We start from the raw sequence: 24,865 nt of genomic DNA, 5'->3' as shown, positions 1-24,865 counted from the left end.
TGACGTCTCGGGCAACCTTCTTGACACTGGCGAAACCTCTGCGGCTAATCCCGCCGAAGATTGACTGGAAGACATGCCATGGCCAAGACCCTCGACCTGATCTCGCCGATTGACGGTTCCGTATACCTGACCCGCGAGGTCCTGAGCCTCGACGCGGCGGTGGACGCCGCCGCCCGCGCCCGCGTTGCACAGCCCGGCTGGGCCGCTTTGCCGCTGGAAGACCGCGTCGCGATGGTGCGCAAGGCGAACGAGATCATCGGCGCCTCGACCGACCGCATGGCGCTGGAACTGGCGCACCAGATGGGCCGCCCCGTCCGCTATGGCGGCGAGTTCGGCGGGTTCAGCGAGCGTCTGACCTACATGGCCGACATCGCCGCCGAGGGGCTGGCCGATGACGTGATCGAGGACAGCGACACCGCCCGCCGCGTGCTGAAGCGGGTTCCGTGGGGCACGGTGCTGGTCATCGCGCCGTGGAACTATCCCTACATGACCGCGATCAACACCATCGCGCCCGCGCTGATCGCCGGAAACACGGTGATCCTGAAGCACGCGCAGCAGACGCTGCAGGTCGGCGAAAGGCTGGCCGAAGCCCTGCACGAAGCCGGCGTGCCGGCGGACGTGTTCCAGAACGTCGTGATCGACCATGACACCACCGGCGCCCTGATCGCGGACCGTCATGTGGATTTCGTGAACTTCACCGGCTCGGTTGGTGGCGGGCAGGCCATCGAGCGCGCGGCAGCCGGCACCTTCATCCCGGTCTCGACCGAACTGGGCGGCAAGGACCCGGGCTATGTCCGGGCCGACGCAGACGTCGAAAAGGCGGTCGACGGGCTGATGGACGGGGCGATCTTCAATTCGGGCCAGTGCTGCTGCGGGATCGAGCGCATTTACGTGCACGAAAGCCTTTACGACGCCTTCGTCGAAAAAGCCGTCGCGTGGGCCGGGGTGCAGGTGCTGGGCAATCCGCTGCTGCCGGAAACCACGCTTGGACCGATGGCGCATGTCCGCTTCGCCGCCGAGGCGCGCGCGCAGGTGGCCGAGGCTGTCGAAGCGGGCGCGACCGCGCACATCGCCAAGATGCCCGCCGATGATGGCGCCGCCTATCTGACGCCGCAGGTGCTGACCGGCGTCACCCACGACATGCGCGTCATGCGCGACGAGACCTTCGGGCCTGTGGTGGGCATCATGCCGGTGAAAGACGACGACGAGGCCATCGCGCTGATGAACGACTGCCGTTTCGGGCTGACCGCCTCGATCTGGACGAACGACCCCGCCGCCGCCGAAGAGATCGGCGACCGGCTGGAAACCGGCACGGTCTTTCTGAACCGCTGCGACTATCTCGACCCGGCGCTGTGCTGGACGGGCTGCAAGGACACCGGCCGTGGCGCGGGGCTGTCCAAGCTGGCCTATCAGGCGCTGACCCGGCCGAAATCCTACCATCTGAAGAAGGCGTAGACATGTCCCCTACCGCGAACTGGTCCTATCCCACCGCCGTCCGCTTTGGCGCCGGCCGCATTTCCGAGATCGCCGAGGCCTGCCTTGCCTCCGGGATCTCGAAACCGCTGCTGGTCACCGACCGCGGTCTTGCCGGGATGGAGATTACCGCGAAGACGCTGGACCTTGTCGAGGCGGCGGGACTTGGCCGCGCGCTGTATGCCGAGGTCGATCCGAACCCGTCCGACACCAATCTTGAAGCGGCGCTGAAGGTTTACCGCGAGGGCGGCTATGATGGCGTGATCGCATTCGGCGGCGGCTCGGGTCTCGATCTGGCGAAGACGCTGGCGTTCATGGCGGGCCAGACCCGGCCGGTCTGGGACTTCGAGGACATCGGCGACTGGTGGACACGCGCCGATCCGGCAGGCATCCACCCGATCGTTGCGGTGCCGACCACCGCCGGCACCGGGTCCGAGGTGGGCCGCGCCACGGTTCTGACCAACACCGCGAGCCACGAGAAGAAGATCATCTTCCACCCGAAGATGCTGCCTTCTATCGTGATCTGCGATCCCGAACTGACCGTCGGCATGCCCAAGCACATCACGGCGGGCACCGGGCTTGACGCGTTCGCACACTGTGTCGAGGCCTATTCCTCGCCGCACTACCACCCGATGAGCCAGGGCATCGCGCTGGAAGGGATGCGGCTGGTGAAGGAATACCTGCCCCGCGCCTATGCGGATGGCACCGACATCGAGGCGCGGGCCGAGATGATGAGCGCCGCCGCGATGGGAGCGACGGCGTTCCAGAAGGGGCTTGGCGCGATCCATTCGCTCAGCCACCCGATCGGCGCGCATCACCACACCCACCACGGCACAACCAACGCTGTGTTCATGCCGGTGGTGCTGAAGTTCAATGCCGACGCCATCCGCGGCAGGTTCGACCGCGCGGCGGCTTATCTTGGAATCGCGGGCGGCTTCGACGGGTTCTGCGACTTCGTCGATGACTTCAACGACAGCCTCGGCATTCCCAAGACCCTGTCGGCGCTGGGAGTCGAGAACCCGGATCTGGACGTGCTGACGGCTGATGCGCTGAAGGACCCGTCCTGCGGCGGCAACCCGGTGAAGATGACCGCCGAGAACACGCGCCCGCTGTACGAAGCGGTGCTTTGAGAATGCTGCGCCGCAGCTAGGCTGCGGCGCCATTCACCTACCAGATGTAGTGTTTATGGCGAGATTTTTGCCGTTCGCTTAAACGCGCGTCGCAAACATCGCTTAATCTTTAGGCGCACCACCCGGACGAGAGTGCTGCGCGCGCGAAAAATCTTGGTGTTCACCGAAGCCAGCGCCATTCTCGAAGGTGCAGAGCGTGACGGGTCCGCCCTCTCCTCCTCCTCCCGAGGGTCTGACCCAAGGCATGCTGCCCGCCCGGCACACCGGGCGGGTTCATGGCGGGGCGATCCCCGGAGAGTGCTGCGACAAAGGGTCTGACCGGCCTCTCCGTATACCGCCCCGGTCTCACCCCCTTTTTCACGGAAAGCCTATTCGGCGGCCAAAGGCACCTCGGAACGCCCGATTGCGGTAAGCTCTGCCACGACCCCACGGATCAGAGTGCGGAACCGGTCGAAGTCAGAGTTCGGTCGCACCAGCCGCTCGTTCATGTAAAGCGAGCGGTCGATCTCGACCTGCACCACGTGCTGACGCCGCGAGGGCCGGCCATAGTGCTGCGCCGTGTAGGCGCCGGCGAAGGGAGAGTTGCGCACCACGCGCAGCCCGGCCCCGGCAAAGGCGGCCTCGATCCGTTCGACGATCGCGCCATCGGCGGCGGCGCCGAACCGGTCGCCCAGCACGATCTGCGGATGCGGAGTGCCACGGGTGCCGACGCTGTCGATCGCCTCGTGCGGCATCGAGTGGCAGTCGATCAGGATCGCCTCGCCATGCTGCGCGCGGGTTTCGTCCAGCAGCTTCTGCAGCCGCTCGTGATAGGGGCGCCAGTGATCGCGCAGCCGCTCGTGCGCTTCTTCAAGCGAAAGCTTGCCGCGATAGATCGCGCGCCCGTTCGCGACGACACGGGGAATCACCCCAAGGCCCGACGTGACGCGCGGGTTATGCGAACTGCGCCGCACACCTTCGATCAGCGCGGGATCCAGTTCCTCGGCACTGCGGTTCAGGTCGATGTAGGCGCGGGGCGCCGTGGCCGCGAGCAGCGGAGCACCGTATTCGGCGGCGCAGTCGAACAGTTGGTCCACGAACGCATCCTCGGACGACCGAATCGCCCGCTCGTCGAGAACCGAATTTCTCAGGAAGGACCAAGGGTAGTCGCGACCGCTGTGCGGAGACGCAAAGACGACGGAAGTGGTCTGCTGCTTCGGAACCCGAAGGGTAAATGGCGCCTTGGACAAATGCGGTCTCCTCTTCGCGCCAATATAGACATACCGATTGCCTGCCAAAAGCCCTTGAACACGTCGCACAGACCTTTTATAGGCTTGCCGACCGGCGCGGGGTTCACCCGCGTCTTGTTCGTTAAGGGCAAGACGCAGCCACGCGCAGGAGGGCGGTTAGCTCAGCGGTAGAGCACTACGTTGACATCGTAGGGGTCACTGGTTCGATCCCAGTACCGCCCACCATACGGCCCCGATACCGGGGAGAAACGCAACCACTGGCGCACCGGCGCCGGCAACAGGAGATGACCGATGAAGGTTCGGAACTCGCTCCGCTCGCTGAAGAACCGGCACCGCGATTGCCGGATCGTGCGCCGTAAAGGCCGCGTTTACGTGATCAACAAGACTCAGCGGCGGTTCAAAGCTCGTCAGGGCTAAAACCACCAAGCGCGTCGCTGCGCGAAAAAAGCCGCCCTTCGGGGCGGCTTTTTCTTTTTCCGGCCGCCGCATCCGATACCGCGCGGGAACCAGAGCGGGCGTCCGCCCGGTGATTCTGCAACCCCAGCTTGCCGTGTGCCTCTGCCGTCCCCGGCAAGGCCGTGCGCGAACCGGCAAGCCCGGGCCACAGCGGCCCGGTCCCTTTCTCAGGAATAGTCCCGCTGGTCGTCGATCACCTTGCCGTCGTTCGGAAGGCTTCCCTTCGGCACAAGCTGCACCTTGCCGCGCAGCTTCAGCACCTCGACAGCGCTGGCTTCATAGGGCGCGGTGTCCTGCGCATCGGTCTCAAGCGCGATCTCCATCACGTCCTGCTCGTCGGCCCGCGTCACGGTGACCCGCGCCTTCGCGACCTCCGGATGCCGCGCGACGAAGTCGGCCACCTGCTCGGGGCGCACGAACATGCCCTTGATCTTGGCGGTCTGGTCGGCGCGGCCCATCCAGCCCTTGATGCGCAGATTGGTCCGCCCGCAGGGGCTGGTTCCCGGCATCACCGCCGACAGGTCGCCGGTCGCGAAGCGGATCAGCGGATAGTCAGGGTTCAGCGTGGTCACCACGACCTCGCCGACCTCGCCATCGGGCACCGGGTCTCCGGTGCCGGGGCGGACGATCTCAAGCAGAACGCCCTCGTCCACGATCATCCCCTCCATCGCCGGGCTCTCGTAGGCGATGTTGCCAAGATCGGCCGTGGCGTAGCACTGCAGGCACGAGATGCCCCGGTCCGCGTACTCCTGTCTCAGCGACGGGAAAAGCGCCCCGCCACTGACGGCGGCCCGCGCAAAGGACAGCTCCAGCCCCATCTCTGCGGCCTTGTCGAGGATCACCTTCAGATAATCCGGCGTCCCGGCATAGGCGGTCACGCCCAGATCCGCCGCCGCGCGCGCCTGCAACTCGGTCTGGCCGGTCCCTGCCGGAAACACCGTGGCGCCGACCGCGCGCGCACCGCTTTCGAACATCATCCCCGCAGGCGTCATGTGGTAGGAAAAGCAGTTCTGCACGATGTCGCCGGACCCGATCCCGGCGGCATGCACGAAGCGCCCCAACCGCCACCAGTCGTCGCCCAGCCGCCCCGGCTCGTAAATCGGTCCGGGCGACTGGAACACGTGATCGAAGGCGACAGCTGGTTGCGCGGTATAGCCGCCCAAAGGCGGCGTCTCGGACTGCGCCTTGCCCAGCGCCGATTTGCGGATCACCGGCAGCGCGGCAAGCGACGCACGGTCGATCACCTCGCGCGGGTCGATCTCGGCCAACGACTCTGCCAGCGCGGGCGCGCGGGACTGCGCGTGCGCGATCTGCTTCGGCAGCAGTTCGGCCAAGGCGTCGGCGCGCGCGTCGGGGCTGCGCGTCTCCAGCGCGTCGAAATAGGATGTCATGCGGTTTCCTCCTCGCTCCGCCGCCACCTCAGCATGCGTGGGCCGTCCGGGTAAAGCGCGGCGTCCGCCGGTCAGCTCAGCCAGCGCTTGCGACGCCGGTACGAGCGCACATCGCGGAACGATTTGCGCCCTTCCTCGGACATGCCGAGATAGAATTCCTTCACGTCCGGGTTCTCGCGCAGCGCATCCGCCGGGCCGTCCATCACGACGCGACCCGACTCGAGGATGTAGCCATAATGCGCGAACCGAAGCGCCACGTTGGTGTTCTGTTCGGCCAGCAGGAACGAGACGCCTTCGTTCTCGTTCAGGCCCTTCACGATGCCGAAGATCTCTTCGACCAGCTGCGGGGCAAGACCCATCGAAGGTTCGTCCAGCAGGATCGTCTCGGGACGCGACATCAGCGCCCGCCCGATGGCGCACATCTGTTGCTCGCCGCCCGAGGTGTAACCCGCCTGGCTTTTGCGGCGCTCTTTCAGGCGGGGGAAGTAGTCATAGACCATCTGAAGGTCCGCATCGACCGCGCCCTTGCCATCCTTGCGGGTGTAGGCGCCGGTCATCAGGTTCTCTTCGACCGTCAGGTGTTCAAAACAGTGGCGGCCTTCCATCACCTGCACGACACCGCGGGTGACAAGGTCGTTCGGCGTCAGGTCCTGCACCCGCTCGCCACGGTACAGGATCGAACCCTTCGTCACCTCGCCACGCTCGGACCGCAGCAGGTTCGAGATCGCCTTCAGCGTCGTCGTCTTCCCGGCCCCGTTGCCGCCCAGCAGCGCGGTGATGCCACCCGCCGGCACGCTTAGCGACACGCCTTTCAGGACGAGGATCACGTGGTTGTAGATCACCTCGACGTTGTTGACCTCCAGCAGGGTCTCTTCGGTGCGTCCAGCGTCCAGCATTTTCGCGCGTCACTCCCCGTCCCGGACCTGCGCCGGGACCTTTCCGTTGGATCGGCGGGGGCGGCATCCACCGCCCGCGCCCATGGTGCGGCGCCCCGGATCGGGTCCGGGGCGCGCGACCGGTCACTCGCAGCGCATATCCACGCCGTTCTCGTCCGCGTAGGCCATCGAGTCTTCCGCGATCAGCGGATCGAGAACCTCGCGGTCCGACGCGATGTAGTCGGTGATCTGCGTCCACGTACCGGCAGCGGCATCCCACTGCTGCACGATGCCCAGACCGGACCCACCGTGGTTGTCGCAGGACACTTCGAACTCGGGCCCGAAGTTCGGGATGCCGAGGCTCTCCATCAGCGCGGCGTCGATCACCAGCGCTTCCATCCCGTCGCGCATCATCGCGGGGGTGATGGCCGAGGTGCCGTGGATCTCCTGCGCCTTCTTGGCGGCCTCGACGGCCAGCATCGCGGCATAGAGACCCCGGTTGTACAGAACCGTACCGGCCTGATCGCCCGCGCCGGCGGCCATGCCGGTGTCGTAGACGTAGGTCTTCAGATCCTCGTAGATCGGGAAGTCCGCGCCCGGCAGGTGCATGTTCAGCGCCTTGTAGCCGTTCGCGCCCTCGCCGACCGGCAGCACGTCGTTCTCGGACCCGGACCACCAGATGCCGATGAAGTTCTCCATCGGATAGCGGATGTTCGCGGCCTCCTGAATGGCGACCTGGTTCATCACGCCCCAGCCCCACATCAGCACATAGTCGGGCCGGTCACGGCGGATCTGAAGCCACTGGGACTTCTGCTCTTGCCCGGGATGGTCGACCGGCAGCAGGCTGAGTTCGTACCCATGCTTCTTGGCCAGTTCCTCAAGCGTCCGGATCGGTTCCTTGCCGTAGGCCGAGTTGTGATAGACCAGCGCGATTTTCTTGCCGCTCAGGTCACCGCCGTTGATCTCGAGCAGGTGCTTGACCGCGATCGAGGCGCCGTCCCAATAGTTGGCCGGATAGTTGAACACCCACTCGAACACCTTGCCGTTCGCGGCAGAGGTGCGGCCGTAGCCCATCGAGTGCATCGGGATGCCGTCGGCGGACACCTTGGGGATCAGCTGATAGGTGATGCCGGTCGACAGCGGCTGGTAGATCAGGCTGCCCTGACCCTTGGTCGACTCGTAGCATTCCACACCCTTCTCGGTGTTATAGCCGGTCTCGCATTCGATCAAGTTGATCATCTCGCCGCCGATGCCGCCGTCACGCTCGTTGATCAGCGTGAAATAGTCGGCATAGCCATCCGCGAAGGGAATGCCGTTCGCGGCGTAAGGCCCGGTGCGATAGCTCAGCGACGGGAATGTCAGGTCTGCCAGCGCCGGACCGGCGGCGACCGCCCCGGCCAGCGCCAGAGCTGCTAGTCTCAGTATCATCGTGTTTCTCCTCCCTTGGTTCTTGTTCGATGCCCCGCGCGGTCTCCTCTTCCGCGCGCAGGCACCCGCTTGCCCAGCCCTAGTATGGGAAGGGCCAGAGTCTCAGCTTCTCTTTCGCGACGCGCCACAGCTGCGCCAGCCCGTGCGGTTCGGCGACAAGGAACGTGACGATCAGCCCGCCGACGATCAGGAACTCGATATGCGCGGCAAGGTCGGTGGCCCAGCCAAGCCCGCCGACCAGCACGTTCTTCAGAAGCACCGGCATCAGCACCATGAAGGCCGCGCCCGCGAAGCTGCCGAAGATCGACCCCAGGCCGCCGATGATGATCATGAACAGCACGAGGAACGACTTCTGGATGCCGAACGCCTCGCCCACCTCGACCGCGCCAAGGTAGACCGCGAAGAACAGCGCGCCCGCGATGCCGACAAAGAACGACGACACGGCGAAGGCGGTCAGCTTGGCGGTCAGCGGGTTCACCCCGATGATCTCGGCCGCGATGTCCATGTCGCGGATCGCCATCCACTTCCGCCCCACCGACCCACGCGTCAGGTTCCGCGCGATCCACGCCACCGCCACGACGAAGACAAGGCAGAACAGGTAAGCCGCCCAGGGTTCCGTCGCGGGACCGGTCACCGGCAAACCGAACACGGTCCGCTCGGGCGCGCTGATCTGGCCGGAGGCCGAGTAGTTGTAGAACCACGGCACCCGGTTGAAGAGCCAGACAAGGAAGAACTGCGCCGCCAGCGTCGCTACGGCGAGGTAGAAGCCCTTGATCCGCAGGCTGGGCAGCCCGAACAGCACACCGACACCCGCGGTAATGAACCCCGCGCCGATGACGTGGAAGAAGATGTTGATGTCGGGGAAGGCGGTCATCAGCTTGTAACAGGCATAGGCCCCCACCGCCATGAACCCGCCCGTGCCCAGCGACACCTGTCCGCAATAGCCGGTCAGGATGTTCAGCCCGATCGCCGCGATGGCGTAGATCAGGAACGGCAGGAAGATCGCGTTCGCCCAGTAGTCGTTGATGACGAAGGGCACGACGAGAAAGGCGATGGCCAGCACCGCGTAGTACCGCCACCGGTCAAAGGCGATCGGGAAGGTCTGGCCGTCGTCGGTATAGGATGTGCGGAACTCGCCCGCTTCACGGTAGAACATTCAGTCCTGTCTCCCCATCGTCCAGCGCCGCAGGACGAAGATCCAGCACACGCAGGCCAGCGCAAGAAACAGCAGCGTCGCCGCCAGCGGCGCCCGCAGCGTCACGCTTGCGCCCCAAAGCGCCGTCGTGATCGCCGCCACGCCCAGCAGCCGCGGCATCGGCCAAAGGCCATCGCCGGACGGCGCGCCGTCTTTCAGGTAGTCTCCCATCGCCCGCAAGCTCATCGGCTCCTCCCCCGCCTTCACGTCCTAAACGTCCCCGCGGACAAGCCGCAGATAGCACCACACGCCGACCACCAGCCCCATGAAGGCCAGCACAGCGGCGCCGATCATCTGCCCGACCGCATCCGCCGGCGCGGTGAGGGCCAGAAAGCCGAACACCCAGAACACCGACCAGCCCAGCACGTTTCCATTCGCGATCCATTTGCGCAAAGCCCTGTGGTTCATCGCGCAGTCCTCCATTTCGCATCGCCGCTCTCGGGCGCGGCGCGCCGTGACCGGTCAAACCCGTTCAATGATCTTCTCCCCGAACAGCCCCTGCGGCCGGAACACAAGGAACAGCAGCGCCAGCACGTAGGCGAACCAGTTCTCGGTCGCGCCGCCCACCAGCGGGCCGATCAGGAATTCGAACAGCTTCTCGCCCACCCCGATGATCAGCCCGCCGACGATGGCGCCGGGGATCGAGGTGAAACCGCCCAGCATCAGCACCGGCAGCGCCTTGAGCGCGATCAGCGACAGGCTGAACTGCACGCCCGACTTGGCGCCCCACATGATACCCGCGACCAGCGCGACGAAGCCCGCGACCGACCAGACCAGCACCCAGATGAAGTTCAGCGAGATCCCCACCGACAGCGCGGCCTGGTGGTCATCGGCCACCGCCCGAAGCGCGCGGCCCTGCTTGGTGTACTGGCTGAAGATCACCAGCCCGATCACCAGCAGCGCGGCGATCACCGTCGCGACGATGTCGAGATTGTCGATGAAGAAGCCGTAGCCGAAGGCGTTGTAGGTGGTCTCGTCGATCCACAGGTTGATGCCCTGCGGCAGGCCGACGTCCAGCTTCTTGATGTCAGAGCCCCACATCAGGTCGCCGAAGCCTTCAAGGAAATAGGCAAGCCCGATGGTCGCCATGAACAGGATGATCGGTTCCTGGTTCACGAGGTGGCGGAAAATGAATCGGTTCACAGCCCACGCAAGCACGACCATCACCACGATGGTCAGCAAGATAGCGGCGACGGCGGGCACGTGCCAGCCGAAGTGATGCACCTCGGTCCCGAAGATCGCGTTGATCAGGTGCGAGAACGGCACCTGCCCGTCCATGATCCCCACCAGCGTCAGCGCCGCGAACAGCGCCATCACGCCCTGCGCGTAGTTGAAGATGCCCGACGCCTTGTAGATCAGCACGAAGCCCAGCGCGACGAGCGCGTACAGCACCCCGGCCATCAGCCCGTTCAGGGTGACCTCGGCGGCGAAGAGAAGCTGGTCAGGCATGGTCGCACATCTCCGTCGGTTGCGGGAAAACGCCGGGGCCCCGGGCCGCGCCGGGCATGAAAGCAAGAAGACGGTCAGTCATGCGCCACCCCCAGGTAGGCGTCGATCACGTCCTGATTGCCGCGCACCTCGTCCGGCGTGCCGTCGCCGATCTTCTTGCCGTAGTCCATCACGACCACCCGGTCGGACAGGTCCATCACGACGCCCATGTCATGCTCGATCAAGGCGATGGTGGTCCCGAACTCGTCGTTCACATCGAGGATGAAGCGGCTCATGTCCTCTTTTTCTTCGACGTTCATCCCCGCCATCGGTTCGTCCAGCAGCAACAGTTTCGGTTCCGCCGCCAGCGCCCGCGCCAGTTCGACCCGCTTCTTCAGGCCATAGGGCAGCCGCCCCACCGGCGTCTTGCGGATCGCCTGAATTTCGAGAAAGTCGATCACCCGCTCGACATGCGCGCGGTTCGCGACCTCTTCGTTCTGCGCCTTGCCCCACCACAGGGCCTGCGCCGGCAATCCGGCCTTCATGTGGGTGATCCGCCCGGTCATGACGTTGTCCAGCACGGTCATCCCTTCGAAGAGGGCGATGTTCTGGAACGTCCGCGCGATCCCCTCGCGCGCCACCTGATAAGGCTTCACCGGCCCGCGCCGTTCGCCGCGGAACCAGACCTCGCCCTCCTGCGGCTTGTAGAAACCGCTGATGACGTTCAGCATCGACGACTTGCCCGCCCCGTTCGGGCCGATGATCGCGCGGATCTCGCCCTCGCGGATGTCGAACGAAATGTCCTTGATCGCCACGACCCCGCCGAAGCGAAGGGTGATGTTCTTCATCTCCATCAGCACGCCGCCGATGGTCCGGCCATCAGGAGTGGTATAGCTTTCGACGGTGTCCTTCATGGCTCTCCCCGTTCGTTGCCGCGCACCGCGTCCGCGCGCAGCGTGAACACCAGCGCGGGCGCACGGCGGTTGGCTGCGGCCTCGCGCAGGTCCACCGATTGCGCAAAGGCGATCCCCTCACGCCCTTCGGCCGGCGGCACGCTCCACTCGGTCCGCGCGATGTCGCCGTTGCGGGGCACCGCGCAGACGATCGCGCCGGGAAAGCGTTCTGCCGCCCAGTCGCCGAACAGCGCCGCCGCCGCGCGGATCCACGCGCGGGGAACGACGCAGCGCTCGCGCAGTTCAAGTTTCATCGTGCGTCCGCTGTCGCCGGGCAGGATCGCTTCGGTCAGGGACCATGCGGCGCCCTGCGGATGTACGGGACGGACGAACAGGTCGCGCCCCTCGCAGGCCGAAACGCACCGGCGCACCCGGTCAAGATAGTCGGACACGAACTGACTGCAGTCCGAGGGCGCGGGCGGCAGCGCGCGGGCGCCTGCGCGGAATGGCAGGACCTGACCGCGCGAGGGCGGGCGGGGCGAAGCCGAAGGCGAGCGCCGCACCGTCATTCCGCCGCCATCTTGGGTTCTTCGCCACCCACCACGGCGACGTCGCGGATTTGCAGCGTCGCCTTGATGCTGCCCTTGCGACCGTCTTCATAGGTCACTTCGGTCTCGGTATAGATCTCGTCCGATCCATCGTAGAGCGCGGTCACAAGGTCCGCGAACTTCTCGGCGATCACCGCGCGGCGGACCTTGCGGGTGCGGGTCATCTCGCCGTCGTCCGCGTCCAGTTCCTTGTGCAGGATCAGGAAGCGGTGCACCTGACAGCCTGACAGCATCTCGTCTTCGGCGACCGAGCGGTTCACCTCTTCGACATGCTCCTGCACCATCTCGTAGACCTTCGGATGCTGCGCCAGTTCCTGATAGCTTGCGTAAGCGATGTTGTTGCGCTCGGCCCAACTTCCCACCGCCGACAGGTCGATGTTGATGAAGGCGCAGCACCGGTCGCGGCCCGCGCCGAACACCACCGCTTCAAGGATGTTGGGATAGAACTTCAGCTTGTTCTCGACGTATTTCGGCGCGAACAGCCGCCCGTCCGCCATCTTCCCCACGTCCTTTGCGCGGTCGATGATCCGCAGGTGGCCGGTGCCTTCTTCGATGAAGCCCGCGTCGCCCGTCGCGACCCAGCCCTCTGCATCCTTGGTCGAGGCGGTGCTGTCGGGGTTCTTGTAATACTCCACGAAGGTGCCGGGCGAGCGATAGTACACCTCGCCCGAGTCTCCGATCCGGATCTCCACGCCCGGCGAAGGCACACCCACCGTATCGGCCCGCACTTCGTTGTCGGGCTGCTGGGTGATGAAGACCGAAGCCTCGGTCTGACCGTACAGTTGCTTCAGGTTGATCCCGAGCGAGCGGTAGAACTCGAAGATCTCGGGTCCGATCGCCTCGCCCGCGGTATAGCCCACGCGCACCCGGCTCATCCCGGCGCGGCTGCGCAGCGGGCCGATGATCAGCACTTCGGCCAGCTTGTAGCGCAGGCGATCCCACGTGCCGACGGGCTTGCCGTCCAAAAGGTCCGGGCCGACGCGCTTGGCGAAGTTCAGGCACTTGTGGAACAGCCAGTGCTTGAAGCGGCTGGCGTCTTCCATCCGGATCATCAGAAGCGTCAGGCGTTCTTCGAAATAGCGGGGCGGTGCAAAGAAATAGGTCGGCGCTATCTCGTGCAGGTTTTCGTACATCGTCGCCGGGCTTTCCGGGCAGTTCACGCAGAACCCGTTCCAGTAGGCCTGACCGATCGAGAAGATAAAGTCGCCGACCCACGCCATCGGCAGATAGGCCAGCACCTCGTCGGACGACCGCAGGTGGTCGAACGCGGAAGACGCCTTCGAAGACTCGATGATGTTGCGGTTGGACAGAACCACGCCCTTCGGTCGCCCCGTCGTGCCCGAGGTGTAAAGCATCACGCAGGTGTCGTCATAGCCGATGGCGGCGATGCGGGCGTCGAGTTCCTTCTCGAACCGCTCATGCGCGGCGCGGCCCTCGGCCGAGACGTCGGACATCGCATGCAGGCGGGCGTGGTCGTATTTCCGCATCCCGCGCGGGTCGAGGTACAGGATGTGCTCGATCGCGGACACGCGCTCTTGCACCTCGATGACCTTGTCGACCTGTTCCTGATCGCCGCAGACGGCGAAGCGCGCGCCGCAGTGTTCCAGCACATAGGCCATCTCTTCGGCCACGGCGTCCTGATACAGCGGAACCGGGATCGCGCCGCACATCTGCGCGGCGACCATCGACCAGTACAGCGCGGGGCGGTTGCGCCCGATCACCGCGACGTGGTCGCCCTTCTCGACACCCAGCGCCAGCAGGCCCAGCGCCAAGGCGCGGACCTCTTCAGCGGTTTCCGCCCATGTCCAGCATTGCCAGATCCCGAACTCTTTCTCGCGATAAGCGGGGCGTGCGCCGAACTCTCGGACGTTTCGCGCCAGAAGCGCAGGTACGGATAGATAGTCAGCCTTTTGGCTGCTCTGTTTTGGCACGCGGCTCCTCCCTTGTGGCCGGCCCAGCCACGCGCTCCAACCGCCTCCCAACGGCGGAACGTACGAAAGATTGTTTCTTTTGCATGCGACCTGTCAACGGATTTCCGGTGCGGCGACCGCCACGGAAACTTTTTGCCGCGACGTCATACGTGCTAGCATTGCCGCATGGATCCGGTGACCATCGCTTTCTACGCCATCATCTGCGGCGGCCTCAGCGCCGCATCGCCCGCGATGCCGCGCCTGCCTGTCCGGCTGGCCGTCGGCGCCGCGGTCGGGATCGCCGCGAGTTTCGCGCTGCCGGTGCTGCGCGGGATGGCGGGCGGCTACTAGGTCACAGCTTCGCCACGGCCCGCGCCAGCACGTTCAGCCCGGACACCAGATCGGCTTCGGCCGTGTCCTCGCTGAAGTCGTGGCTGATGCCGCCGATGGACGGGACGAACAGCATCGAAACCGGCATGAAATTCGACACGTTCGTCGCGTCGTGCAGCGCGCCCGACGGCATCCGCCGCCACTTGCCCGGCACTTCCTCTTCGGCGGCCTCCGCCAGCGCGTTTTGCAGGCGGGCGTCCATGTCGACCGGGTCCAGCCCCAGCATGTCCCCGAACGACAGCCCCAGCCCGCGCGCGTCGGCGACCTCTGCGGCGGTGTCGCGGATGATCGTCTCCATCCGGTCCAGCCGGGACGCGTCGCCGTCGCGCCACTGCATCGAGAACACGGCCTTCCCCGGCACGATGGACGAGGCCGAGGGCGTCAGCGCGACATGCCCGATGGTCCAGACGGTAGCATCGGTCACAAGCCCCTCGAACCGCGCGGCGATCTTCGCGTTGAAGTCCGCCAGACCCTGAAAGGCGTCCTTCCGAAGATGCATCGGCGTGGTGCCCGCGTGGTTCTGCTGGCCGGTGAAGGTGATACGCATGTCTCGGATACCGACGATGGCATTCACCACGCCGATCTTCTCGCCCGACTGCTCCAGCCACGGGCCCTGCTCGATATGCGCTTCCATGAAACCGGTGAACATCTCCGGCGACACCCAGTCGCCCGCAAGATCCGCCATCCGTGCCCGCGCCTCGCCGAAGGACAGCCCGCCGTGGTCCGTCAGCCGGTCGGCCGCCTCCAGCGTCAGCTTGTCCCGCCAGACCGTGCTGCCGGTGGTGACGCCCCAGCGGCCCTCTTCGTCCTGAAAGGACACGACAGACACCGGCGGCCCGCCCGCCTCTTTCGCGGCGCGCGCCACCTCCAGCCCGCAGATCACGCCAAGCGCACCGTCCAGCCAGCCGCCTTCGGGCTGGCTGTCGGAATGCGAGCCCATCAACAGGCTCTTCTCGCCCGCGATGCCGAACAGGTTGCCGACCGGATCGAACCGCGGCTCGAGCCCCGCATCGGCCATGCGTCCCGCCAGCCATTTCCGCGCCTCGATATCGGCATCGGAATAGGCCGGTCGCACCACGCCCTTGCCGATTCCCGAGGCCCCGAATTGCCGCAAAGCGTGCAGATCGGCAAGGAAACGGTCGGGCTGGACGGGGATCATTGGGGTCTCCTCGGGCTTCGGGATTCCACCCGAGCATAATTTATCATGATCGTTTTCGCCATGCCCCGCTGACGTTGGGCCAATCGGGGCCGATCCGGGCGTGACCTGCCGCGCCACCCACGCTAAGCCACCGGGGAAGGAGTACACGATGGGTGAAGTCATCCTTGTCCGTCACGGACAGGCAAATTCCGCGTCGCAGGACGAGGCCGGCTATGACCGGTTGTCGGATCTCGGACGCCAGCAGGCGCTGTGGCTGGGAGACTGGCTGCGGGACCACGAGGCACCGTTCGACCGGGTGCTGATGGGCAGCCTGCGCCGTCACCGGCAGACCGCCGAGGCGATCGGCGAGGTGGGCGCCGCCCCCGAGGAAGACGTGCGCCTGAACGAGATGGATTACTTCAACCTCGGCGCCGCCCTGCGCGACCATTCCGGTCGTCCGATGCCCGCCGGGCCCGAGGATTTCGCCAGCCACATCGTCGAGGTGATGGAGGCGTGGCACGCGGCCCTGATCCGTGGGCAAGAGACCTTCGCCGACTTCGAGACCCGCGTCGCCGCCGTGCTGCAAGCCGCCGCCGAGCCCGGTGTGCGGGTGCTGTGCGTCACCTCGGGCGGGGTGATCGGAATGGTCATGCGGCACCTGCTGCAACTCGACCCGCGCCGGATGGCCCATGTGCTGATGCCGATCCGCAATTCCTCGGTGCATCGCGTGATGGTCGCGCCGCACGGCACGATCCTTGCCGGGTTCAACGCGACGCCGCATCTCGACATCGCCGACCGCGCCTTCGCCCGCACCACCTATTAGGAGCCAGCCATGACACATCTCTGGGTCCGCGCCGAGCAGCGCGATCACGAACAGCGCGTCGGCCTGATGCCCAAGGGGGCGAAGGCGCTGATCGCCAAGGGTATCCGCGTGACGGTCGAGGACAGCGCCAGCCGCGCCATCCCGCTTGACGGCTACCGCGCCGCCGGCTGCGAGATTGCCGCCGAGGGTGCGTGGCCGGATGCGCCCGCCGACGCCATCGTGTTCGGGCTGAAGGAACTGCCCGAGGCGAATACGCCGCTTGCTCACCGGCACATCATGTTCGGCCACGCCTACAAGGGACAGGCGGATGGCCGCATGTTGCTGGACCGCTTCAAGCTGGGCGGCGGCACGCTGTACGACCTTGAATACCTGACCGATGAAACGGGCCGCCGGGTCGCCGCTTTCGGCTATTGGGCCGGCTTCGCGGGCGCGGCGGTCGCGCTGAAATGCTGGGCCGCCCAGCAGCGCGGCACGATCTGCGGGCCGGTCGGGGTCTACCCGTCGTCTGACGCGCTGAAGGCGGACCTGTCGGGCGAACTCGACGCGACCGGCCAGCCGCGTCCCCGCGCGATCGTGATCGGCGCGCTTGGACGCGTCGGAACCGGCGCATCCGATCTCTGCGCCGCCATGGGCGTGGAAACCACCAAATGGGATATGGCCGAAACGGCGAATGGCGGCCCGTTCCCCGAGGTGCTGGAACACGAGATCTTCCTGAACTGCATCCTCGCCAATCCGGGCTGCCCCGTCTTCGTGCCGCGTTCTGCCGTCACGATGCAGCGCAAGCTGACGGTAATCGGCGACATCGCCTGCGATCCGACCTCGGACTTTTCGCCGATCAAGGTCTACGACCGCGTCACCATGTGGGAAGATCCGGCGATCCGCACGGCGGGCAAACCGCCGCTGGATGTCACCGCCATCGACAACCTGCCGTCCCTGCTGCCTGCCGAAAGCTCCGAGGACTACTCGGCCCAGCTTCTGCCGTCGCTTCTGACCCTCGATGCGCTGGACAAGGGTGTCTGGGCACGGGCAAAAGCGGAATTCGACAGGCACGCCTGATCTTCTTCTGACCGAAAATACCCCCGCCGGAGGCATGCATGTTCCGGCGCAACGACAGGAGCCCTCGCATGACCATCCATTGGTGCGGCACCGGCCTTTCCGCCATCCCCGGCCTGCGCAAGCTGATCGCAGACGGTCATCGGGTCACCGTCTGGAACCGCACGGTCGACAAGGCGCAGGACGCGGTGGGCGACCTGACGGACGACATCCGCGCTTTCGATCTCGACGCGGTGACGGACGCGGTCGCGAAGGGCGATGTGATCGTGTCGATGCTGCCCACGGACTGGCACGTGCCGCTGGCAAAGCTGGCCATCGCGAAAGGTGCGAATTTCGTCTCGTCCTCCTACATCGCGCCCGAGATGCGGGCGCTGGACGACAGCGCAAGGACCGCCGGCGTGGCGCTGGTGAACGAGGTGGGGCTGGACCCGGGTATCGATCACGTGATGGCGCACTGGCTGATGGCCGACTACCGCGCGTCGGGGGCGTACAATCCGAAGAACACGCTGTCCTTCCTGTCCTACTGCGGCGGCGTGCCGAAAATCTCCAACGCGTTCCGCTACAAGTTCTCGTGGGCGCCCGCCGGTGTTTTGAAAGCCCTGCGCTCGCCGTCGAAGTCGATCCGCGATTTCACCGAGCTTGAAGTCAAACGCCCGTGGGATGCGATCACCAGCTACACCGCGCCGCTGCCCCAGCCCGAGAGTTTCGAAGTCTACCCGAACCGCGACTCGCTGCCCTTCATGGCCGAGTACGGGTTCGAGCAGGGCTGGCCGGTGAAGGAATTCGTGCGCGGCACCCTGCGTCTGAACGGCTGGGCGGACGCGTGGTCCGACATCTTCGCCGAGATCGAGACGCTGAAAGGCCCCGAGGGGGATGCCCGTATCGCCGAACTGTCGGCGGAACTGTGGGAGAAGAACGCCTACGACGAGGACGAACCCGACCGCGTCGTACTGTGCGTCGACCTGAAAGCCGAGGATCACGGCAAACCGGTCTATCACAAGACATACGTCATGGATGCCTGGGGCGATGCGCGCGGCACCGCGATGGCGCGACTGGTGTCCGAACCCGTGGCGCTGGCGGTCGAGGCCGTTATCGCGCGGGAAATCCCCGCGGGCGTCAGTGCGGCGCCGAAAGACCCGAAGCTGGTGGCGCGGTGGATGGGCCTAGTGGATCGTCTTGCGCAGCACCTGCAGGTGGTCGATCACCTGCGCTGATTGTTACAGGTCAGGCGACCTCGGCGTGCTCGAAGATCCGGCACAGGCCGTCGTTGTCCTCGACCAGTTCGTCCAGCATGACCTTGTCGAGATGGGCGTAAAACGCTTCCATCGCCCCAAGGATGCACCCGCGCAGACGGCAGGCGCCGACCAGCGGGCAGGTGTTCTCGTCCGCGACCATGCACTCGACCAGCGGCACCTCTGCCTCCAGTTTGCGGAACACCTCTCCCACCGAGATCTCGCTGGCGGCCCGTCCAAGCCGGATCCCGCCGCGACGGCCCCGGATCGTGGTCAGGAAATCCAACTGCGCCAGCCGGTTTACGACGTGGCCAAGGTGGTTTTCCGAAGAATTGCAGCCTTCGGCGATCTCTGACTTGGTGACGTTTCTGTCCTTGTGCACGGCGCAAAACATGAGGACGCGCATGGCAAGGTTGGTACGCTTCGTAATTCTCATCGGCCGGACTCCTGGAATAACGGCATTCAAATGCCAGTAGCACCGAGTCGCGGAACCGTTATTGATGCAAATCAAGTGCGCATTAATCACGAAATATGATGTATTATTCCGGCACTTTTACCGGACGCACCGGATTCACGTGGCGTCGGTGTCCATGTAGGCCCCGATCACCTGCTGGTCGAAATCGATGACCGAGCCGGTCACGACGCCCGATTGCGGCCCCAGCAGAAAGGCGACCTGACCGGCCACGTGTTCGGGCTTTACCAGCATTCCGAAGGGCAGGCTCGCCTCGACCTCTTTCTGCCAGCCCGGCCCGCGCCCGTGCCATTTCTGCTGGGTGATATTCTCGCCCGGAGTGTCCATCCAGCCCACGTTGATCGCGTTCACCCGGATGCGGTGCTTTGACAGCGTGGCGGCAGAGTTTTTCGTCGTGAACAGCAGCGCGGCCTTCGACGCGCCGTAGGGCGCAAGGAAAGAGGTGCCGCCATGTACGGTGATCGACAGGATGTTGACCGTCGTCCCGGCGATGCCTTCGTCGACGCAGCGCTGCGCAAAGCGTTGCAACGCGAAGAACGGCCCCTTCGCGTTGACGGCCATGACCCGATCCCACAGCTCGGGCGTCGTGTCGAGGATCGAGCCCCGGTCCATGATCGCCGCGCCGTTCACCAGCGACGTGACGCGCCCCATCTTTCCGGCAGCGTCGTCGACCATTCGCGCGGCGGCCTCGGTGTCGCCCATGTCCACGTGAAGAAAATGCGCTTCCACGCCTCCCACCGACAGATCCGCTGCAACCTCGGGCCCGGTCTCGGCGTCGATCGACGCCAGCACCAGCCGCTTGCAGCCCTGCCCGATCATCTCGCGCGCGATGGCCAGCCCAAGCCCCTGCGTGCCACCGGTGATCAGGGCGCAGGTGTCGGCGTGATACTCGGTCATGGGGGCGTCTCCTTCTGATGCCGCGCGATTGGCGCTGCATTGCGGGACAGGGTCAAGGCCGGCACCGCCGTTCTACGGCATCACTGGGAAGGCAACGGTTGCGTGCCTAACTCGCGCGGCTAAAGTTGACCCATCGGAAGGGAGGAGCCGATGACGAAACGCGACTACAGCCTGACCGGCGAGGATGGCCGCCGCGCGGTGGAACGCGGGCTTGCCGCCGCCGAGTGGTACCACACCGACATCCCCCGCAAGGAGATGAAGGCGCTGATGAAGCGCGAGGATGGCCCGGCCCTGCGCGACACGGCGATCTATTACGGCGCCATGATCGTGCTTGCGGCAATCGGCATCTGGTTGTGGCCAAGCTGGTGGTCCGCGCCGTTCTGGCTGGCTTACGGGGTGCTGTACGGCTCTGCCTCGGATTCCCGCTGGCACGAGTGCGGGCACGGCACGGCGTTCAAGACGCGGTGGATGAACAACGTCGTCTATCACATCGCCTGTTTCATGATCGTGCGGAATCCCTACGTCTGGCGCTACAGTCACGCCCGGCATCACACCGACACGATCATCGTGGGGCGCGATCCCGAGATTTCCGTGATGCGGCCGCCCGACCTGTTCAAGCTGCTGCTGAATTTCGTCGGCGGCCTCGATGCATGGCACAGCTGGCGGCGGATGCTGGTGAACGCGACGGGGCATTTCTCGGACGACGAACTGACCTATCTGCCCGAGGTCGAGCGCCCCAAGGCCGTACTGACCGCGCGGATCTGGGTGGCGATCTACGCCGCGACCATTGCCTTGGCGGTTGGCATGGGCTCGATCCTGCCGCTGATGGTAATCGGTTTGCCGCGCCTTTACGGCGCGTGGCACTTCATCATGACCGGCTACCTTCAGCACGCGGGGCTGGCCGAGAACGTGCTGGACCACCGTTTGAATTCGCGCACCGTCTACATGAACCCGATCAGCCGCTTCATCTACTGGAACATGAACTATCACATCGAGCATCACATGTTCCCGATGGTGCCCTATCACCGGCTGCCGGAATTGCATGACCGCATCAAGGATGACCTGCCCGCGCCCAACACATCGATCGTGCAGGCTTACCGCGAGGTCTGGCCGGCGCTGAAGCGGCAGCTTCGATACGACGACTACTTCATCCAGCGAAACCTGCCGCCGACCGCAAAGCCCTATCGCGCCGATCTCGAAGCAGATGGTCTGGCGATGCCGGCCGAGTAAGACCTAGTCGCTGCGTGCCAGCGCCAGCGAGGTGACAACCGCATGCAGCAACTCGGCGCGCCCCACGGGTTTGCGAAGGACCGGTCCCGCCGGTTTGAACGGCCCCGCTTCGTGCTGGCCGGTCAGATAAATGACCGCCAGACCGGGAGCCACAGCGCGCAGGCTACCGGCAAGGTCCGGGCCCTGCACCGCCCCCGGCAGACGCACATCGGACAGCAGCAGGTCGAAGGGGCCGTCGCTGGCATGCACTTTTTCCGCCGCATCCGCGTCGCCGGCCAGCGTGACCCGGTGGCCCATCAGCGCAAGCTGGCGCAGCAGGACGCGCGCCACCGCCGGATCGTCCTCGACCAGCAGGATGCGCAGCGCGGCACCCTCGGGCGTGCGCAGTTCGTCGATGTAGTCCGACGCCGTGTCAGGCGGGTCATCCGCCGGAAGGAACACCCGGAAGGTCGAGCCCTGCCCGGGCACGCTTTCGACCTCGATCCGCCCGCCCGCGCCGGACACCATTGTCTGCACCATCGACAGGCCGAGCCCCGAATTGGTATCGGCCCCGCGCGTGCTGAAGAACGGCTGGAACAGGTTGGCCTTGACGGTCTCGGTCATGCCTTCGCCGGTATCGGTGACCTCCAGCACGACCCAGCGCCCCCGCGCGTCCCGGCGGTCCGATCCCGAGATCGTCAGCGCCCCGCCGCCGGGCATCGCGTCGCGCGCGTTCAGGACAAGGTTCATCAGCACGCTGTCGACCAGCCCTCGCTCGACCCGCACCGGCCATGTCACCTCCTCCATCCGGCGGACGAGGTCGACCCGGGGTGGAAGCGCGCGGCGCAGCAGCGGCGTCATCTCGTCGACGATATTGCCCAGCCACAGCGGTTCCGTGCGGTCCTGCGGGCGACGCGCAAAGCCCAGCAAGTTTCCGGTCAGGTCCCTCGCGCGTCCCGCGGCGGCGGACACCTCTTCCAGCAGGGCCTGCCGCTGGCTGTCGTCCTGGGTCACGTCCAGCAGGTCGAGGTTGCCAAGGATCACGGACAGGAAATTGTTGAAGTCGTGCGCCACTCCGCTGGTCAGGCGGCCCATGCTTTGCATCCGCTGCGCCTCGGCGTCGTCGCGCGCGGCGCGGTTTGCGCCCGATACGTCCTGCGCCACGCACATCACGCGGCAGGCGGGGCCCGGAAGGCGCTGGATCAGCAGGCGGACGCGACGCACCTGTCCTGCCTTGTCGGGGCGGACGAAGAGTTCGCGCGTTTCACCCTCAGGGCCCACCGATCCCGCGATTGCCGTGCGAAGGCTTTCGCGGTCTGCAGGCCACAGGGCGTCCGACAGGTCAAGGGGCCGGGGCATGCGCGCGAGGAAAGCGTCGCGCGGCATTCCGAAGACCGCTGCCATCTCTGCCGTACAGGCCTCGCAACGCCCGGTGTCGGCGTTCCAGACGGCATAGCCAAGCCCCGACAGCCGCCCGGCGAGTTCAAGGACATCGCTTGCCGCCTGCGTCTCTGCCGGGGCGGCGCGCGTCGGGCGGTCCCGGTGTCTGAACGCGACGGCGGCGAGTGCGGCCAATCCGATTGCCGACAGGATTGCGGCCTGTGGCGCCGGGACGGCGGACAGCGGCGCCCATGGTGCGACGATCAAGCCGCCGAGCAACGCTCCGAGTAGTAACTTCCGTGCAAGCAGCGTTCTGTCCGATGCCGCTGCCGCCCGGCAGGTTGCGGGTTCGGTACTGGTCACGACGGCTTCCCCCCACCCTAAAAAATGGGCAATGCCGTTCCCCCCGATAAAACGAGGAATGGAACATGGTAAATACTTCAACTCTCAAAACGAGAGCGCCTCCTCCGGAATAATTGCACCCGAAGCAATTGAAGGGAAGTTATTTGATACAACCACATCAATATCTCTCGAAAATATTGATTTGCATCGCTGAATATCTAATCTAACAGTATTTAGATATCAGATTCATCTGATCTATAGTATCCAAGGAAAATATCTTCCTGCACGAGTTCAGGATCTCTTTCCGCTGGATTGCCGTATCCACCGCCACCCGGCGTTTTGACGTGAACACGGTCCCCGGCCATCAGGGGAATGTCCTGTTCCTTGGACAGATGCTCTGGCACGTGCGGCGACCCGTCCCGCCAGACCGTTACCGCGTTCGGTGCGCCGTCCTCGCCGCCAAGCGCCCCTTGCGGGCCGAACCGCCCGTGGTCCATCACGAAACTCGCCCGCGCCTCGCCCCGGCGCAATTCGACCATGTAGTCCAGACCGAACCCGCCCCGATGCTTGCCCGCGCCGCCCGAACCTTCGTGGATGCGGTAGTGGTGGTAGAGCACGGGAAAGGCCTGTTCCATGATTTCGACAGGCGGCGCCTTCGAGATACCGATGGTAGAACAGCCGTTCGACAGGCCGTCGTGATCCGCGTTGCCGCCATATCCACCACCGGACAGTTGATACATGACATAGCCGCGCCCGCGTTCGGGATCGAACCCGCCCAGCGCGAAGTTGCCCGAGGTTCCGGCGGGCGCCGCCGTCACCCGGTCGGGCAACGCCTGCACCAGCGCGGCGAACACCGCTTCGGCGATCCGCTGGCTGACCTCGGCGGCGCAACCCGACACCGGGCGCGGGTATTGCGCATCAAGGAACGTGCCCTCGATCCCCGTCACCGTCAGAGGCTCGAACGCGCCCGCGCTGATCGGTACCTCGGGGAAGATGTGACGCATGGCGAGATAGACCGACGACAGCGTGGTCGCGCGAACCGAGTTCATCGGACCAAGGCAAGGCGCGCTGGACCCGCTGAAGTCGAACTGCAAGGTGTCGTCCTTGCGCGTCACCGCCAGCCGGATCGCAAGCGGTTCGTTCACCACGCCATCGCTGTCGATCCAGGCGGTCGAGTCATACCGGCCCTCGGGAATGCCCGCAATGAAGGCGCGCATCTGCTGCGCGGCACGGCGGCGCAGTTCCGCGATTGCCTCGGTCACGGTGGCGTCGCCATAGCGATCCATCAGCGCGTTCAGACGGTCCTCGCCGACCGTCAGCGCGGCGGCCTGTGCCTTGACGTCACCAATCCGCTGCTCCGCCACCCGGATGTTGGAACAGATGATCTGATAGATCTCGCGATCCATCTCGCCGCGCTTGAACAGCTTCACCGGCGGCAGGCGAAGCCCCTCCTGTTCCACCGCCGTCGCACTGGCCGAGAAGCCGCCGGGCACCGCGCCGCCGGTGTCGGGCCAATGGCCGGTGTTGGACAGCCAGCAATAAAGTTCACCGTTGCGATAGAACGGCCGGGCAAAGCGCACGTCCATCAGGTGCGTGCCGCCAAGGTAGGGGTCGTTGACGATATAGACGTCGCCCGGCTCGGGCGGTGCGGTCTGTCCGCTGGCGATACGCTCGGTCAGGACGCGGGTCGAATACTGCATGGTGCCGACGAAGACCGGCAGCCCGCCCGCCCCCTGCGCGATCAGCGCGCCGTCTTCAGCGGCGTAGATCCCGTCCGAACGGTCGTTCGCCTCGGCGATGACGGGCGAGAAGGCGGCGCGCGAGAAAGAGAGGTCCATCTCGTCGCAGACCTGCTGCAAGCCCGCCTGAATGACGGAGAGGGTGATGGGGTCGAGCGTCATGCGTGGCCCAAG

The 24,865-nt window shown here is 65.6% G+C and carries 24 protein-coding genes and 1 tRNA gene; 9 read left to right on the top strand and 16 right to left on the bottom strand.

The genetic code is table 11. The annotated features are described in order from the left end of the window. Positions 1 to 78 precede the first annotated feature (78 nt). Positions 79 to 1,455 carry an aldehyde dehydrogenase family protein gene (locus tag ACP156_RS10935; RefSeq protein ID WP_425051357.1) on the top strand — a complete coding sequence of 459 codons (1,377 nt, stop codon included), beginning with the start codon at positions 79 to 81 and terminating at the stop codon, positions 1,453 to 1,455. 2 nt (positions 1,456 to 1,457) lie between these two features. After that, complete coding sequence (locus ACP156_RS10930; RefSeq protein WP_425051356.1) at positions 1,458 to 2,603, top strand: iron-containing alcohol dehydrogenase; 1,146 nt, start codon at positions 1,458 to 1,460, stop codon at positions 2,601 to 2,603. 368 nt (positions 2,604 to 2,971) lie between these two features. Here the strand turns inward: ACP156_RS10930 and ACP156_RS10925 are convergent, their stop codons facing one another. Continuing rightward, positions 2,972 to 3,832: an N-formylglutamate amidohydrolase gene (locus tag ACP156_RS10925; RefSeq protein WP_425051355.1), complete on the bottom strand. Its 861-nt coding sequence runs from the start codon at positions 3,830 to 3,832 to the stop codon at positions 2,972 to 2,974. Between the two features lie 150 nt (positions 3,833 to 3,982). Between ACP156_RS10925 and ACP156_RS10920 the strand changes: the two genes are divergently transcribed. Both ACP156_RS10920 and ykgO read left to right on the top strand, forming a co-directional pair. Then, positions 3,983 to 4,057 (top strand) — tRNA-Val (locus ACP156_RS10920). Positions 4,058 to 4,123: 66 nt separating this feature from the next. Beyond that, positions 4,124 to 4,249, top strand: coding sequence for a type B 50S ribosomal protein L36 (gene ykgO / locus ACP156_RS10915; protein ID WP_039685556.1), 126 nt, complete (start codon positions 4,124 to 4,126; stop codon positions 4,247 to 4,249). A 206-nt stretch (positions 4,250 to 4,455) separates the two neighbouring features. Here ykgO and ACP156_RS10910 read toward each other — a convergent pair whose 3' ends face one another. The 10 genes from ACP156_RS10910 to ACP156_RS10865 all read right to left on the bottom strand — a co-directional run bounded on the left by ACP156_RS10910 (position 4,456) and on the right by ACP156_RS10865 (position 14,037). Next, positions 4,456 to 5,679: a phenylacetate--CoA ligase family protein gene (locus ACP156_RS10910; protein ID WP_425051354.1), complete on the bottom strand. Its 1,224-nt coding sequence runs from the start codon at positions 5,677 to 5,679 to the stop codon at positions 4,456 to 4,458. A gap of 71 nt (positions 5,680 to 5,750) precedes the next feature. Continuing rightward, complete coding sequence (locus tag ACP156_RS10905) at positions 5,751 to 6,575, bottom strand: ABC transporter ATP-binding protein (protein WP_425051353.1); 825 nt, start codon at positions 6,573 to 6,575, stop codon at positions 5,751 to 5,753. A 123-nt stretch (positions 6,576 to 6,698) separates the two neighbouring features. Then, on the bottom strand, positions 6,699 to 7,982 hold the full coding sequence (locus ACP156_RS10900) for an ABC transporter substrate-binding protein (protein ID WP_425051352.1): 1,284 nt from the start codon (positions 7,980 to 7,982) through the stop codon (positions 6,699 to 6,701). Positions 7,983 to 8,061: 79 nt separating this feature from the next. Further along, on the bottom strand, positions 8,062 to 9,138 hold the full coding sequence (locus ACP156_RS10895) for a branched-chain amino acid ABC transporter permease (protein ID WP_425051351.1): 1,077 nt from the start codon (positions 9,136 to 9,138) through the stop codon (positions 8,062 to 8,064). Further along, positions 9,139 to 9,363, bottom strand: a complete 225-nt coding sequence (locus ACP156_RS10890) for a hypothetical protein (protein WP_425051350.1) — start codon at positions 9,361 to 9,363, stop codon at positions 9,139 to 9,141. Between the two features lie 24 nt (positions 9,364 to 9,387). Further along, positions 9,388 to 9,585 carry a hypothetical protein gene (locus ACP156_RS10885; protein ID WP_425051349.1) on the bottom strand — a complete coding sequence of 66 codons (198 nt, stop codon included), beginning with the start codon at positions 9,583 to 9,585 and terminating at the stop codon, positions 9,388 to 9,390. 54 nt (positions 9,586 to 9,639) lie between these two features. Beyond that, positions 9,640 to 10,626 carry a branched-chain amino acid ABC transporter permease gene (locus ACP156_RS10880; protein WP_425051348.1) on the bottom strand — a complete coding sequence of 329 codons (987 nt, stop codon included), beginning with the start codon at positions 10,624 to 10,626 and terminating at the stop codon, positions 9,640 to 9,642. A 74-nt stretch (positions 10,627 to 10,700) separates the two neighbouring features. Further along, positions 10,701 to 11,519: an ABC transporter ATP-binding protein gene (locus tag ACP156_RS10875; protein ID WP_425051347.1), complete on the bottom strand. Its 819-nt coding sequence runs from the start codon at positions 11,517 to 11,519 to the stop codon at positions 10,701 to 10,703. Then, the gene (locus tag ACP156_RS10870) at positions 11,516 to 12,067 is read right to left on the bottom strand and encodes a hypothetical protein (protein ID WP_425051346.1); all 552 of its coding nucleotides are present in this window, start codon (positions 12,065 to 12,067) and stop codon (positions 11,516 to 11,518) included. The genes ACP156_RS10875 and ACP156_RS10870 overlap by 4 nt, the downstream gene beginning before the upstream one ends. Beyond that, complete coding sequence (locus ACP156_RS10865) at positions 12,064 to 14,037, bottom strand: AMP-binding protein (protein ID WP_425051345.1); 1,974 nt, start codon at positions 14,035 to 14,037, stop codon at positions 12,064 to 12,066. Before ACP156_RS10865 ends, ACP156_RS10870 begins: the two co-directional genes overlap by 4 nt. A gap of 174 nt (positions 14,038 to 14,211) precedes the next feature. Between ACP156_RS10865 and ACP156_RS10860 the strand changes: the two genes are divergently transcribed. After that, positions 14,212 to 14,367 (top strand): hypothetical protein, encoded by a 156-nt coding sequence (locus ACP156_RS10860; RefSeq protein WP_425051344.1) that lies wholly within the window; start codon positions 14,212 to 14,214, stop codon positions 14,365 to 14,367. 1 nt (position 14,368) lies between these two features. Here ACP156_RS10860 and ACP156_RS10855 read toward each other — a convergent pair whose 3' ends face one another. After that, entirely contained in the window at positions 14,369 to 15,565 is a 1,197-nt protein-coding gene (locus tag ACP156_RS10855) for a hydantoinase/carbamoylase family amidase (protein WP_425051343.1), read from the bottom strand. 148 nt (positions 15,566 to 15,713) lie between these two features. Between ACP156_RS10855 and ACP156_RS10850 the strand changes: the two genes are divergently transcribed. From ACP156_RS10850 to ACP156_RS10840, 3 genes are all read left to right on the top strand, one after another. Next, positions 15,714 to 16,367, top strand: coding sequence for a histidine phosphatase family protein (locus ACP156_RS10850; protein ID WP_425051342.1), 654 nt, complete (start codon positions 15,714 to 15,716; stop codon positions 16,365 to 16,367). A gap of 9 nt (positions 16,368 to 16,376) precedes the next feature. Then, positions 16,377 to 17,423, top strand: coding sequence for a saccharopine dehydrogenase (locus ACP156_RS10845; RefSeq protein WP_425051341.1), 1,047 nt, complete (start codon positions 16,377 to 16,379; stop codon positions 17,421 to 17,423). 68 nt (positions 17,424 to 17,491) lie between these two features. After that, on the top strand, positions 17,492 to 18,634 hold the full coding sequence (locus tag ACP156_RS10840; protein ID WP_425051340.1) for a saccharopine dehydrogenase family protein: 1,143 nt from the start codon (positions 17,492 to 17,494) through the stop codon (positions 18,632 to 18,634). Between the two features lie 10 nt (positions 18,635 to 18,644). On the opposite strand, the gene ACP156_RS10835 is transcribed toward ACP156_RS10840, so the two are convergent. Next, positions 18,645 to 19,088, bottom strand: a complete 444-nt coding sequence (locus ACP156_RS10835; RefSeq protein ID WP_425051339.1) for an RrF2 family transcriptional regulator — start codon at positions 19,086 to 19,088, stop codon at positions 18,645 to 18,647. Between the two features lie 135 nt (positions 19,089 to 19,223). Continuing rightward, complete coding sequence (locus tag ACP156_RS10830; RefSeq protein WP_425051338.1) at positions 19,224 to 20,021, bottom strand: SDR family oxidoreductase; 798 nt, start codon at positions 20,019 to 20,021, stop codon at positions 19,224 to 19,226. Between the two features lie 150 nt (positions 20,022 to 20,171). Between ACP156_RS10830 and ACP156_RS10825 the strand changes: the two genes are divergently transcribed. Next, entirely contained in the window at positions 20,172 to 21,251 is a 1,080-nt protein-coding gene (locus ACP156_RS10825) for a fatty acid desaturase family protein (protein ID WP_425051337.1), read from the top strand. A gap of 3 nt (positions 21,252 to 21,254) precedes the next feature. On the opposite strand, the gene ACP156_RS10820 is transcribed toward ACP156_RS10825, so the two are convergent. Next, the gene (locus ACP156_RS10820; RefSeq protein ID WP_425051336.1) at positions 21,255 to 22,973 is read right to left on the bottom strand and encodes an ATP-binding protein; all 1,719 of its coding nucleotides are present in this window, start codon (positions 22,971 to 22,973) and stop codon (positions 21,255 to 21,257) included. Between the two features lie 212 nt (positions 22,974 to 23,185). After that, positions 23,186 to 24,853, bottom strand: coding sequence for a hydantoinase B/oxoprolinase family protein (locus ACP156_RS10815; protein ID WP_425051335.1), 1,668 nt, complete (start codon positions 24,851 to 24,853; stop codon positions 23,186 to 23,188). Between the last annotated feature and the right edge of the window lie 12 nt (positions 24,854 to 24,865).

This window comes from Psychromarinibacter sp. S121, assembly GCF_049801035.1.
In the GTDB taxonomy this organism is placed as follows: Bacteria; Pseudomonadota; Alphaproteobacteria; order Rhodobacterales; family Rhodobacteraceae; genus Psychromarinibacter.
The sequence above is the reverse complement of the archived record's forward strand: the minus strand, read 5'-3'. Positions and strand labels throughout refer to the sequence as shown.